The organism is Brevibacillus sp. BC25, assembly GCF_000282075.1.
GTDB lineage: Bacteria > Bacillota > Bacilli > Brevibacillales > Brevibacillaceae > Brevibacillus.
This window is the reverse complement of sequence record NZ_AKIX01000005.1, coordinates 14,916-27,034: the sequence shown is the minus strand read 5'-3', so window position 1 is coordinate 27,034 and position 12,119 is coordinate 14,916. Positions and strand designations below refer to the sequence as shown.

The 12,119-nt window shown below is 48.1% G+C and carries 11 protein-coding genes; 5 read left to right on the top strand and 6 right to left on the bottom strand.

The annotated features are described in order from the left end of the window. The first annotated feature begins 70 nt into the window (after positions 1-70). Positions 71-1,339, top strand: coding sequence for a sensor histidine kinase (locus PMI05_RS00695; RefSeq protein WP_007715941.1), 1,269 nt, complete (start codon positions 71-73; stop codon positions 1,337-1,339). A 3-nt stretch (positions 1,340-1,342) separates the two neighbouring features. Then, on the top strand, positions 1,343-2,260 hold the full coding sequence (locus tag PMI05_RS00690) for a response regulator (RefSeq protein WP_007715940.1): 918 nt from the start codon (positions 1,343-1,345) through the stop codon (positions 2,258-2,260). A 54-nt stretch (positions 2,261-2,314) separates the two neighbouring features. On the opposite strand, the gene PMI05_RS00685 is transcribed toward PMI05_RS00690, so the two are convergent. From PMI05_RS00685 to PMI05_RS00670, 4 genes are read right to left on the bottom strand one after another with little or no spacing between them, the layout of a single operon-like run. Continuing rightward, positions 2,315-3,040, bottom strand: coding sequence for an ABC transporter ATP-binding protein (locus PMI05_RS00685; RefSeq protein WP_007715939.1), 726 nt, complete (start codon positions 3,038-3,040; stop codon positions 2,315-2,317). Between the two features lie 4 nt (positions 3,041-3,044). Next, positions 3,045-3,851, bottom strand: a complete 807-nt coding sequence (locus tag PMI05_RS00680; protein WP_007715938.1) for an ABC transporter permease — start codon at positions 3,849-3,851, stop codon at positions 3,045-3,047. 17 nt (positions 3,852-3,868) lie between these two features. Continuing rightward, positions 3,869-4,450, bottom strand: a complete 582-nt coding sequence (locus tag PMI05_RS00675) for a nitrous oxide reductase accessory protein NosL (protein WP_007715937.1) — start codon at positions 4,448-4,450, stop codon at positions 3,869-3,871. Beyond that, entirely contained in the window at positions 4,447-5,739 is a 1,293-nt protein-coding gene (locus PMI05_RS00670; RefSeq protein WP_039959918.1) for a NosD domain-containing protein, read from the bottom strand. Before PMI05_RS00670 ends, PMI05_RS00675 begins: the two co-directional genes overlap by 4 nt. Positions 5,740-6,109: 370 nt before the next feature. Between PMI05_RS00670 and PMI05_RS00665 the strand changes: the two genes are divergently transcribed. Next, on the top strand, positions 6,110-6,421 hold the full coding sequence (locus tag PMI05_RS00665) for a hypothetical protein (protein WP_007715935.1): 312 nt from the start codon (positions 6,110-6,112) through the stop codon (positions 6,419-6,421). Positions 6,422-6,494: 73 nt separating this feature from the next. Next, positions 6,495-8,069, top strand: a complete 1,575-nt coding sequence (locus tag PMI05_RS00660) for an FMN-binding glutamate synthase family protein (RefSeq protein ID WP_007715933.1) — start codon at positions 6,495-6,497, stop codon at positions 8,067-8,069. Positions 8,070-8,249: 180 nt separating this feature from the next. On the opposite strand, the gene PMI05_RS00655 is transcribed toward PMI05_RS00660, so the two are convergent. Both PMI05_RS00655 and PMI05_RS00650 read right to left on the bottom strand, forming a co-directional pair. Next, positions 8,250-8,780, bottom strand: coding sequence for a peroxiredoxin (locus PMI05_RS00655; protein WP_007715932.1), 531 nt, complete (start codon positions 8,778-8,780; stop codon positions 8,250-8,252). A 77-nt stretch (positions 8,781-8,857) separates the two neighbouring features. Continuing rightward, positions 8,858-9,742 carry a hypothetical protein gene (locus tag PMI05_RS00650; RefSeq protein ID WP_007715931.1) on the bottom strand — a complete coding sequence of 295 codons (885 nt, stop codon included), beginning with the start codon at positions 9,740-9,742 and terminating at the stop codon, positions 8,858-8,860. Positions 9,743-10,023: 281 nt separating this feature from the next. Here PMI05_RS00650 and PMI05_RS00645 point away from each other — a divergent pair, with 281 nt between their 5' ends. Further along, positions 10,024-12,111 (top strand): TerD family protein, encoded by a 2,088-nt coding sequence (locus PMI05_RS00645; protein ID WP_007715929.1) that lies wholly within the window; start codon positions 10,024-10,026, stop codon positions 12,109-12,111. Positions 12,112-12,119: the final 8 nt, after the last annotated feature.

Below are 12,119 nucleotides of genomic sequence, written 5' to 3'. Positions count from 1 at the left end.
TATCTTTGCAGATCTCCGATTCTTAGTAAAATAAGAATAGGAGATCTTTTTCCGTACGAAAGGAGCAGCTATGCGAGAACGCCTTTTGATCCTGTTTATTATCATGCTGGCAACTGCTTTTTTTGGTGAGATGAAGGTAAACCCCGTAGGAGGGTCTTTTCGTTTTTCCTTGGGCATCGCTGCTTTCTTTTTCGGGTTGTTGTGGTTTTCGTCTGTACCTGTATTGTTGACGGGATTTTTTACAGGGACGTTTATCTTCGGATTTCGCGTCGGAATGGATGTCTTTTTTGCGTACCGTCCGTACATGGAGAGTGTGGCTGCACATCTTCCCTCCGCTTTTTACTATTTCAGCTTTACCGTCCTGTTTTATTTACTCCGTGCGCGGAGCTATCGCGAATTTCCTCTATGGCTGGGGCTGATAGGTGCATCCATTGATTTCGTCTCCAATGTGGTCGAGATCCAAGTACGGCAGTATTTCACTGATTTTCCGCCGATCACTTGGCAAAGCTTTTTGATGCTTCTCTTTTTTGGGGTCCTGCGCAGCTTTTTTGCTGTCGGCTTGTACAACAGTTTTTCAATCAGGCAGTTACGGGCAGTGGGAGAGGTGCGTCAACAGGAGTTGGAGCGTCTGCGGATGATCAATACGGAGCTGTATGAAGAAGCCTTTTACTTGCGCAAATCGATGACGCATCTGGAGGAAATCACGCGAGAGAGCTACCAGCTCTACAGGCGTCTGCTCACCTCGGATCATGCGGAATCCCCGACGGCCTTGTCGATTGCCGAGAATGTACATGAGGTGAAAAAAGATTCGCAACGGATGCTGGCGGGCATTTCCAAGCTGATTAATCAGGAGGGACTAGCACCACAGCTGCCGATCAAAGAGCTGTGTGAGTTGGTTGCACGCGCGAATCAGAAATACGCAGAGATGTTGGGAAAAGATATTCGAATAGAGTGGAGCTGTAACATCAACCTGTCGACCAGCCAAATCTATGCGCTGCTCTCCGTGCTAAACAACCTGGTAGCCAATGCGGTAGAGGCGATTCCCACGTCCGGACGGATTGAGCTGAATGTGAAGCTGATTCATCGTCATCTGGTGTTCAGTGTACTTGACAGTGGTCCGGGAATCCCGCTAGAAGAGCAGGAATGGGTGTTTCAGCCAGGGTATACGACCAAATACGATGAGCAGGGAAATGCATCTACCGGAATTGGACTGACGCATGCCCGCGGAATTGTTCAAAGCCTGCAAGGAAGCTTGCGTATTTTACCTGATCAGAAGCAAATGACGCACTTAGAAGTACAAATTCCGACCGATCAATTGCTCGGAAAGGAGGGAGTGTAAGCAATGATACGTTTCTTTTTAATTGAAGACGATGCTGTAGTGCGCCGCATGCTCGAACGGATTATTCAAGACAGCGGGTTGGGCGAAATTGTAGGGCAAGCCAGCGACGGCAGTCACGTATCGATTGATCAACTGTATGGGGTCGATGTTATTTTGATCGACTTGTTAATGCCGGGGCTCGATGGCATCCAAACGATCAAAAAGTTGCAGGCAGATGGCTTCGCGGGTCGCTTCATCATGGTGTCACAGGTGGAAAACAAGGAAATGATCGGGGAGGCTTATTTGCAGGGGATTGATACCTTTATTCAAAAACCGATCAACCGCCTGGAAGTCATGGCTGTGCTGAAGCGGGTATCGGATTACTTGTCGCTGGAAGCATCTCTGCAAACCATCCGCAAATCATTGCAAATCTTGGATGTCAAAGCCAAAGAACCGCATACCAGCGGCTTGAAAAGTCAATCGTCCGATCAGGATATTCTGGCACAAAAAGCGAGAAAACTGCTTTTGCAGCTAGGGATCGCGAGTGAAGCCGGGGCTCCCGATCTGCTATTGATCATGGAATGGCTCGTACAGGATGAGAGACAGGGAGACAAGCTGCACGAATTGCAGCTCAAGGAACTGTATACACAAATTCTACTGAAGGTGCATGCCAGCCTGGATGAGCATGGAATTACCAAAGAGGTGCGTGCCATGGAACAACGGATTCGCCGGATGGTCCTGCAAGCTTTTACGCATCTTTCCTCCTTGGGGTTGACCGATTATGCCAACCCGACCTTTGAACACTTTGCACCACGACTGTTTGACTTTCAAGAAATTCGCCAACGGATGCAAGAGCTGGAGGCGGGCGAAAAAACGACGAAGTGCCGGATTAGCGTGAAAAAGTTTTTATCTGTCTTTTATATGGAAGCAAAGTCGCTATAAATAGCAAAAACGCGGGAGCCGATCAAAACGATCTAGTCTCCCGCGTCTTTTTATTCAGACCTTTGCCTGATGAACAAGCTCGGAAAAGGCACCGTACAAACCAATTGCCCCATACTGTTGCTGGTACTCCTGTATCGACCCATCACGCACGATTTTCCCGTTCATCAAGAAAATCGCTCGATCCGCCACAGCATCTGCCACCTGCAACTGGTGTGTCGTAAAGAGAACGGATTGACCCGCGAGCTTTACTTCCCGCACGAGATCGACAAAGGCATCCATCCAATACGGATCGAGTCCGTTGGTCGGTTCATCGAGGACGACGAGTGCAGGCTTTGCCAATATCGCTTGGGCAAACAAGAGGCGCTGCTGCATACCTTTGGAGAACTGAGACACCCGTTTGTTTCTGACTTCATGCAGTCCCACCATTTTCAGCAGTCGATCCGCCTCTTCTGCGGTGCGATTGCGCAGGGAAGCGTAAAATTCGAGCGTTTCTTTCGCAGTAAGTCCGGCAGAAAACGTAAAGTGATCCGGCATATAACCTATTTCTTGAAGATACTCTACGCGATTATCGTTCCAGTTTAACCCGTTTAGCTGAATGGTTCCCGAAGAAGGAGGGAGAATACCGACCAGCATCCGCAAGATCGTACTTTTCCCTGCACCGTTACCGCCGCATAAGGCGACGACCTGACCGGGTGCAATGTTCATACTGAATGGATGGACAATTGTTTTTCCATTGATTTCCTTGGCGACCTGATCGATGGTAAGTCCTAACATATTCATCGCATTACCTTCTTTCCCATACCCGGATGGCTATGAACAAGGTCGCACTGATCCAGAGCAGACTGAGTGCGACAAAAATGAGATCACCAAGTGGAGAATCAGCCCAGTACACCCATTTGTAGTATTCAGGTCCAAAGATCGAGCCACCGCCTAATCTGGCAACGGAAAAGATTCGTACAAACTCCGCTGGGTTGAGAAATGTTGCGAGCTGAAGCAGAGGCTTGATCCAAGTATAAGGGACGAAGCTGAGCACAGAGATGAGCAAAGTAGGCCATGCAAGAATATAGAAGAACCAGACGCTGACTCCCATTGTCAAAGCCTGCCAACGGTTTTTACTGATGGCGCCAATCAGCATGGCTAGACCTAAAAATAACAGAATGAGACAAATGGAAAAGGCAAGCAAAAACAAGAGCGTCGAAAATGCAAAGCTTTTTCCTAACAGCATGCCAGCTACACCAGACAACCCATACCCGAAGGCGACAATCGCAACTAATACAAGTGCTTGTCCCAAGTATTTTCCCAACAAGAAGGAGGAGGTTGTCATGGCGTAGGTAGAGAGGAGCTGCCAGCTTCCCTCTTCTTTTTCCGCCGTCAAGGAAAAAGAGGAGAGAAGCATCGTCATCAGTGGCAGCAAATACAAAATCAGATTCAGCATGGTACCTGTCGTATACGTATAACCCTTCATGTAGGACTGCGATTGGATGATCAAGAGTCCCAAACTAAACAGGGAGAACAGAGCCATGAACGAGTAGGACCATGGATTGCGGAAGCCTACCTTCACTTCTCGTTTGGCAATCAGATTGATGTGCAAAGACTCCACTCCCTCTGTTAGTTATGTGTGGTTGGGGTAGTACTGTTGCTTCCGTGATCAGCTGGTTTGCTTTCGTGACCGCCATTATGTTGCCCTTCGGAAGACTGACCGTCTTTGTTCATGTGCTTGCTCATGCCATTTTCCCAGCTATGATTTTTCAACTCTTCTGCACTCATGACAATGCCTTTCTTTTGTTCCTGAACGAAGCTGTCTGCAGCAGACTTCTCTTTGAAGGAATAGATGCCATATGTCATTGGTGTTTTGAAGTCTTTGTCGTAAGCGTAGGTCGCTTGCTCTGCTTTTGTCCATTCTGCTGTGTAGTAATCGCGGACAAATTGTACAGCCACTTTATCGGTTCCATTTTCTTTCGTCCAGTTGTTCATGCAGCCGAGATCATCGAACTTCAGTGCTTTTCCATCTTTTAAGACGATTTCAGTAGCATTATGATCGTTAGGGACATGCATTTTGCAAAGGTCGCATTTGTCTACGCCTTCTGCGATATCTACAGGTTTCGGCTCTTCGCTTCCGCAGCCGACCATAAGCAGGCTAATGCCGATAATTGCTCCGATTGATGTGCACCATTTTGTCATTTTGTTCATGATTTTCTCACTCCTATATAAATGATCGAACAACTTCCTATTAACAAGATAAGTCCAAGAATCCCTGCACCCCAACCGCCCGTTTTCCCAGATTCCATAAGCACGGTGTCCGAGGGTTGCATTAAAGGAGATGCGTCCTTGATTGCTGAGCCTGCGCCACTTGTAAACAAACCTTCCAGAAACACGAATCCCGGGGCTTGGAAAAACAGCTGGTAGGCAGGAACCGCGTCGGTCAAACCCAGGTAAAAAGGATTCATCTCGTACGGCAAATCACTGCGGGAATCCCCGTTCACATCGAGTCCTTGCAGATTGTCCCAGTAGTTTTTGTTTAAGTTGTTGTTCTGACTATCCTGGGCTTGCGCTTGGATGACGTTGGAGACAAATTGATTATCGGTTAATACGTTGTCAGAAGAGGCCAAAAACTGCATGCCGATAAAGTTGAGACTGAGTAAATTGTTTTTGACCGTAATGCCGGATGATTGCTCTAAATACAGTCCAACGCGGTTCCCCTCAATCGTGTTGTTTGCAACCAGCGTATCCTGTACGGTAATGAGAAGAATTCCTTGCGAACCAGGATTTTTTTGCTGTTTCAAAAATTGATTCCCGGTAACCGTCAGTTTGCGCGACTCCATAAGCTGGGAGCCGGTCACATTTTCCATTCCAATGTTGTTGATGACCGTTGTATCAGAGGTGCCCATGAAGTGGTAGCCGTACCGCGATTGCGTCACCAGATTTTGTTCCAGATGGTTTCGATCGCTATTTTCGACGTAAAAGCCATCTTCGACATTCGTCACCTGATTTTTAATGAACCGGTTATGATGCGATTCACGCAGGTCGATTCCGTTTCCTCGTCTCGCTTTTTCCGTTTGCTTTGGCTTTACTTCGGGCTGTGCCCCGTGATTATGTCCAGAACTGGTCGTGGGGCTGCCATCGCCTTTGATTTTTCCAATGACTTGAACGTTGTGCAGCGTGTTGTAGTCTGCTTGCCGTAATTGAATACCGATCCCTTTCGTTTCAACGATGACATTCTCCAGGAAGTTTTGATCGCCACGGATGACAAGAGCGGCTACGTCACTGTTGATTCGCTTATCCACGATATGGATTCCTTGCACGCTCACATTGTCGCTTTCAATCGTGAGCGTTGCCTCTTCTTCGGTCGGATTGATGATCTTCACTGGATCATTGGCTACCAATTGAATCGGCTTGGTAATGCGGATAGGACCTTTGTACAAACCATACGGGATGGTAACGGTATCGTTAGGGCGTGCTTGATCAATCATCGCCTGCAAGGAGTCAGAATCTGCAGGCGTTGCCTTGGCTGTGATAGGCAACTGTAGAGCAACGATACAAATGACGGAGACGAAAAGTAGCGGGAAAGATAATTTTCGATTGTTCCATCGTAATGACAGGGTGCATCCTCCCCTATTCCACTAGAGAGCTCTCTGGTTTATTGCCGGATAATCGGCTGCTAGCTACATTTAGGATAACAGCCTCTTTTCATTTTCGTATGACTCAACCGGGCTATAAAACGTGTCAAAAAACGCAACGATTTTAAAAAAATGGAAGGGTGCGAGAGGCTTACACCTGAGATGGCATTGTGCAATCAATACGGTCATACTAAATGGGAGAGAAGGAAGAGACGAAAAGGAGAGACAATAAATGGATACAAACATAGAGAAAGCACTGCGCACGACGCTGGAATATTGGGATCGGATGAAAAAGAGCCACGAGGACGACGCGGAGGACGATGCGAATCAGTTTGAGGCTTCGTTTTACCGCATGATGGAGCAAATCCGCGAGTGGTACAATCAACTGGAGACGAAGCCTGATACGCTAGAGGATGCGCTGCTTCTTCCGGACATGGCAGAGGTTGCAGAACAGCTGCCTGTAGAGATCATGTTGAATTTTGAAACAGAGCTGGAATTAATCGTAGATGGGCAAATACGGGAGGATGATGAGAAATACGATTAAAAACAGAGAACTTGTTGCATCCTATCCTTGACATGATTTACTAGAATATTGTGTTTGGGGAGGGTAAGCACAAGTGGTACCTACTCTGTTATGTGTCATTATCTTCATCCTTCTTCTGCCACCCATTTTATTTTTTGGTTATATGTACGCCCTGTCTAAACAACCGAAGCACTCCATTATTCGTTCCCATCCTTTTTTGGGGTGGATGCGTTATTTGCTGGAAAAGCTCGGGCCTGAGTTTCGCCAGTATTGGTTTGAATCGGATACAGAAGGGAAACCGTTCTCCCGTTCTGACTTTGTCGGTATGGTTTATGCGGCCAAATACCGGACCGACCTGATTTCGTTTGGTGGAAAACGCGATTACGAGAAGCCCGGCTTCTATTTGTCCAACGCGATGTTTCCGAGGCTGACGAGTGAGCTGCGGGTAGATAACGAGAAAGTCGTCCCTGGCAAAAAGTATGAGATTACCCATGAGGGACTGTTTACAAGAAGAGAGAAGTTTATCGAGGAACAAGAGGTTAAGCCGTGGATGCTGCATGACGAGGATGTCATTATCGTGGGCGAAAACAGAAGGCAGCCATGGCGGATGAAAGGGATGTTCGGCGCTTCAGCTACCTCCTTTGGAGCAGTGGGGGAAAACTATATCATGTCCACTGGGTATGGGGCACGTATGGCAGGCGGCTCTTGGATCAATACAGGAGAGGGTGGCGTTGCAGAAGTTCACCTCTCAACAGGCGTAGATATTATTTCCCAAATCGGGCCGGGGATGTTTGGTTTCCGTGATGACAAGGGCAAATTTTCGCTCGAAGAATTCAAGAAAAAGGCAAGCATCCCGAACATCAAAGCGTTCGAACTGAAATTTCATCAAGGGGCCAAAATACGCGGAGGTCATCTCGAGGGCTCCAAGGTCACGGAAAAAGTCGCGGCAGCAAGGCTGGTACCTGTGGGACAAACGGTCAATTCACCGAACCGCTTCGAATTCCTCACCAATCCGGATGAAGCCTTGCGTTTCATCGGTAGTTTGCAGGAGGCGGGAGGTAAGCCGGTGGGAGTGAAAATCGTCGTCGGCGATCCAAAGCGGTTGGAGCATTTTTTTGAGAAAATGCTGGAGCTGTCCATTTACCCGGATTTCATCACGGTAGATGGCTCTGAGGGCGGTTCAGGCGCAATGTTCAAGGCAATGGCAGATGGCATGGGCTTGCCGCTTTTCGCCGCCCTCATCATTCTTGATGATACGATGAGGAAATTCGGCGTACGGGACCGCATCAGGATCTTTGCTTCCGGCAAGCTCGTTACCCCTGACAAAGTAGCGATCGCCATGGCATTGGGAGCGGATTGCGTCAACTCCGCGCGTGGCTTCATGATTGCAACTGGCTGCATCATGGCGATGCAATGCCATACGGGCAAATGTCCAACAGGGGTCACTACGACGGATTCCAAGTACCAGGAGGCATTGGTTCCGGCAGAAAAACAGTGGCGTGTCATGAACTATATTTTGCAGTTGAGGGAAGGCTTGTTCTCGCTGGCGGCAGCATGTGGCTTGGAGAGTCCGACCGAGCTTCGGAGAGAGCATGTCGTGTTTACCAACGAAAGCGGGGAGACCATGCGTGTGGTTGACTTGTTTCCGTACCCGGTCGTGTCTAGATAATCATTTACAAAAGAGATAAATAATGGTATGGTGAATGAATCAGGCTATAGTACACCTTCCTTCTAACCCAATCCGATATTAGGGGTACTGCTTTCCTGATTTTTTTATGCCTATTAAAAAATGAAAAAGGCCGTGTGATCCTGTGCAAGCGATCATGCGGCCTTTGTTTATGTCTATCGATTAAGATATCGTGTTTTGCCCTGGCTTCCAGTCCATTGGGCACAATCCGCCTGATTGCAGAGCTTCGATCACACGGAGCGTTTCATCTACGCTTCTGCCCACCTTGGAGTTGGAGATGACTGCGTATTGCAGGATGCCTTCGGGATCGATGATGAAGCTGCCGCGCAGCGGAGCTTTGGTTGCTTCGTCCAGCACACCGTATGCAAGGGTCGCTTCTTTGCTGTAATCGGACGCGAGCGGGAACGAGAGTGGACCGATGCCTTCACTCGCTCTCATCCATGCTTTGTGTGTATGTATGCTGTCGCCGCTAATGCCAAGCACCTCGACATTCAAATCTGTGAACTCCTTGATCCGGCGATTGAGGCTGAGAATTTCGGTCGGGCATACTTTCGAAAAGTCAAACGGATAAAAGAACAAAAGAAGCCATTTTCCACGATAGTCTACCAAGCTCTTTGGCAGGGGAAATCCGTTGTCAAATGTCACGGTGTCCATCGTAAAATCAGGTGCAGGAAGTCCAATACGTGCTGTCATAGATCTCGATCTCCTCGTTTCTGATACCGTATGTCAGGTACTGGTAACAAAGTATCACGAATGATAAGGAGAATCAATTAGTTCTGAATATCAGAAGTGTAGTGGAGCTTTTTTGCATCGTTCTTTTGGAGAAGGAAGAAAACGATTGGAATAAAGGAAACCAAGAAACAACAGGCGGCGATAATCGGAAATGCGGACATTTCCAAAACAGCACGACCGAGATAGGTTTGCCAGCCGATTGCAGCTAAACCGAGCAAGTAGGCGATGCCTGTGAGATGGATAAATCCAGTACGAGCAGTGGATACATGCTTTTTACGTTCCGCTAACCAAGCGACTAAAGGTACTGCTTGCAGAGCATGAAAGCCAATACCATGGAGCCAAATGATATTCCCGTGCTGCCCGACCACTCGACCAGCATTGAATGAAATCCAGAGGCCTGCCGCAAACGATAGCATAATCGCAATCATTGCATAGCGGATGCCAACGGCCAGCTCTGGGTGTAGTGAATAAGCTTTTCTGCGGAAAAACTGAATGGCAATGAATACATAAAAGAGGACCAGGAGAAGAGCCACAAAAGTAAAAATGGAACCAACTGCGACGTCGAAGGGTGTACCATTTTTGACGAACCTCGGGTCCACACCGCGGAAGTTTTGTACGGTTTCTGCTCCGTAAGAATAGAAAGCAAGCAAGATATAAGACCAGCGAAAGAAAGCTCTACTTCGTGTACCCAAGGCAGATAACGGAATGATTGCGGCTGTCGTCAATAAAAATATTCCGAGTGCGGCATTAAAGGAAAACGCTTTCGAGACATCGCCATTAGGAGCGACGGGTCCCCCGTACAGCATGACCCAGATTGCGCATATAGCAGCGAGTAAGAAGCCAAGCAAGCCGGTGTACACTAACCATTTCTCCCCTTGAAAGAAAGGGGGTGCTGAATGACTTTTCATAACAGATTGATTCATGAATCGAGTTCTCCCTCCAGTAAAGTTTTGGTACTCTGCTACTCACTTTACAGGGATGAAGAATGCGGAATAACGGGCAGCGGAATGAAATCGAGTTAGGTCCGGGGACGGATTTATGTCTCGTTCCTGGAGGGAAGCTTTACCATCAGGAAAAATTGAAGTAAGATGGTTAAAAATTACAAAAAGGAATAAAAAATCAGGCTATCGTACACCTTCCTTCTGAGCTAAAGGTTTGGTTCACCATTAGGGGTACTGCTTTCCTGATTTTTTTCGTGATGCCAATGAAAAATCAAATCTACCTTCGCCGAAAAAATCAAATCATCGTACATCAGGGGCAGCATGAACTGCCTACCTCTTATTTAGCTGCGGCTTTGCGCAATATTGAGAGCTTGGGCTATACCTTTTCACTGGATTTACTAGAAAGAATCCGGACGCTGTCGGAAGGAGAGTTTTTCGCGCTCTATTCGGACGTGGTAGCTGTACTCAAGGAAAAGATCGGGGCATCCCGCCAGTACAAGCCGATGTATCCGAATTTTCCTAAGCAAGTCATGGAGGCTAGCGAGGGTGAGCTGTTTGTAAATGCGATCATTCATTATTTGACATTGGACCTTCCTGTGCACGAAGTGAAAAAACGTTTGCCTTTGCTAAGAGAATCTCGCCTGAAGCTGATTCATTTGGGCACAGATGAAGAGCTGCTGCAGGTTGGAATGAACTTGCTGCGCGCCAATAGCTCATTGTCAGCTACTGACAGGGAAGACTTGGAGGGCTTGATTCAGGCCTATGAAGGCATCGCAGAAGCTCTGCCAGCCGAGATTCCTCAAAAGGAAAACGTGGCGATCGCTGCTAGCCTGCTGCTCAAGTATGACAAGCTTCCTGCTACTTTTTTTGCCCAGTATTGCAAGACCGCGACAGATGTATTACGTCTGGCTGTGGCGCTGTCTGACGGGGATGTGAGCTTGGCAGAGCCTGCAAAATTTCGCAAGTTCAAACGCGGAGAGAGGAGACTGCTCCTTCGCCTGCTGGAAGCCAGCTCGAATATCGTAGAAGACATGAATCGTTACAAAAACAGATGGATTCGTCTCGGGGAAATCTTGCATCCGTTTGAATATAAGGATCGCTATCCGAAAGCGGCAGAAGCATTCGATATTTTGCGCAACAATCACAAGATCGAGACGTTCAATAGCCAAGTAGAGCAGGCGCTGGTCCGTGCGGATGTGAATACGGCGATCAAGCTGCTTGAACAGCGTCCAGGGGAATTTGCCCGTCGTCTGGATCATTTGTTGCGTTTGACGGAGCAGGGGAGTCCAGTCCTTTCTGCCTTCGAGAAAATTGCGGATGGTGTATCGACTCCAGTTCTTTTGCAAGTCATGAATCACTTCGACAAACGAGATAGCTACGGGGAATGGCGAACCTTTTTTCCGAAAGGGCAAGTGGCAAAAGTACAGGCAATCGAAAACCGAGTGCCAGGGCTGCAAGAGGACATCAGACAGAAGGCAGCGGATATTTGCCGGACATCCTTGTTAAACCGTTTTGGCAAATTGCCGTCGCTGGGTAACGTCTATATCGACCCGCGGCTGCAGGAGCATCTCGTTCCGTTTTCGATGCGATCAGCCAGCAAAGCACTACGCACGATTGCACGCGGCTCCCGGCTAACGATCCCGGATGGAGGAACGATTCGCTTTTTCCTGTGGTGGAGGGAAGGGATCGTTAACGATGTCCCTACAGGCAGAGTGGATATCGATTTGTCTGCCGTGCTCTATAATGAAGACTGGAAATACATGGAGCATATTTCCTATACCAATCTGCGTTCCGACAAGTATCAAGCGTGCCATAGCGGGGATATTGTGGAGGCTCCCAAAGGCGCGTGCGAATTCATCGACATCGACATGGATTCTGTCATCCGCTATGGCGGTCGATATGTCGTCATGAACCTGTATTCGTTTACGAGTCAGCCTTATTGCGATTTGCCTGAATGCTTCGCTGGCTGGATGATTCGTTCGGCGCCACAGACAGGGGGAATTTTCGAGCCGCAGACGGTACAGGACAAGATTGACCTCGCCGCAAACACGCGGATTTGTATCCCGGTCATTCTTGATCTCGTGGAAAGAAAAGTGATTTGGACGGATATCGCCCTGAATTCCGATCCGTGGTTTGCCAACAATGTGGAGTCCAATGCCGGAGGGGTGGAGCTGATGGGAAGAGCGCTCACCTCGTTGGTGAAGCCTACCCTGCATGAGTTGTTCATGCTTCATGCACAGGCGAGAGGGACGCTGACTGATCAAGCTGAGGAGGCAGATACGGTATTTTCCTTAGAGGAAGGAATTACGCCGTTTGATACGGAGATTATCATGGCGGATTTTATGCAATGATTGTTTCA

What these genes read in the sequence shown, in the direction of transcription:
- PMI05_RS00695 (WP_007715941.1), top strand. Translation starts at nt 71, where the DNA reads ATGCGAGAACGCCTTTTGATCCTGTTTATTATCATGCTGGCAACTGCT.
- PMI05_RS00685 (WP_007715939.1), bottom strand. Translation starts at nt 3,040, where the DNA reads ATGAATATGTTAGGACTTACCATCGATCAGGTCGCCAAGGAAATCAAT.
- PMI05_RS00665 (WP_007715935.1), top strand. Translation starts at nt 6,110, where the DNA reads ATGGATACAAACATAGAGAAAGCACTGCGCACGACGCTGGAATATTGG.
- PMI05_RS00645 (WP_007715929.1), top strand. Translation starts at nt 10,024, where the DNA reads ATGAAAAATCAAATCTACCTTCGCCGAAAAAATCAAATCATCGTACAT.
- PMI05_RS00655 (WP_007715932.1), bottom strand. Translation starts at nt 8,780, where the DNA reads ATGACAGCACGTATTGGACTTCCTGCACCTGATTTTACGATGGACACC.
- PMI05_RS00675 (WP_007715937.1), bottom strand. Translation starts at nt 4,450, where the DNA reads ATGAACAAAATGACAAAATGGTGCACATCAATCGGAGCAATTATCGGC.
- PMI05_RS00690 (WP_007715940.1), top strand. Translation starts at nt 1,343, where the DNA reads ATGATACGTTTCTTTTTAATTGAAGACGATGCTGTAGTGCGCCGCATG.
- PMI05_RS00650 (WP_007715931.1), bottom strand. Translation starts at nt 9,742, where the DNA reads ATGAATCAATCTGTTATGAAAAGTCATTCAGCACCCCCTTTCTTTCAA.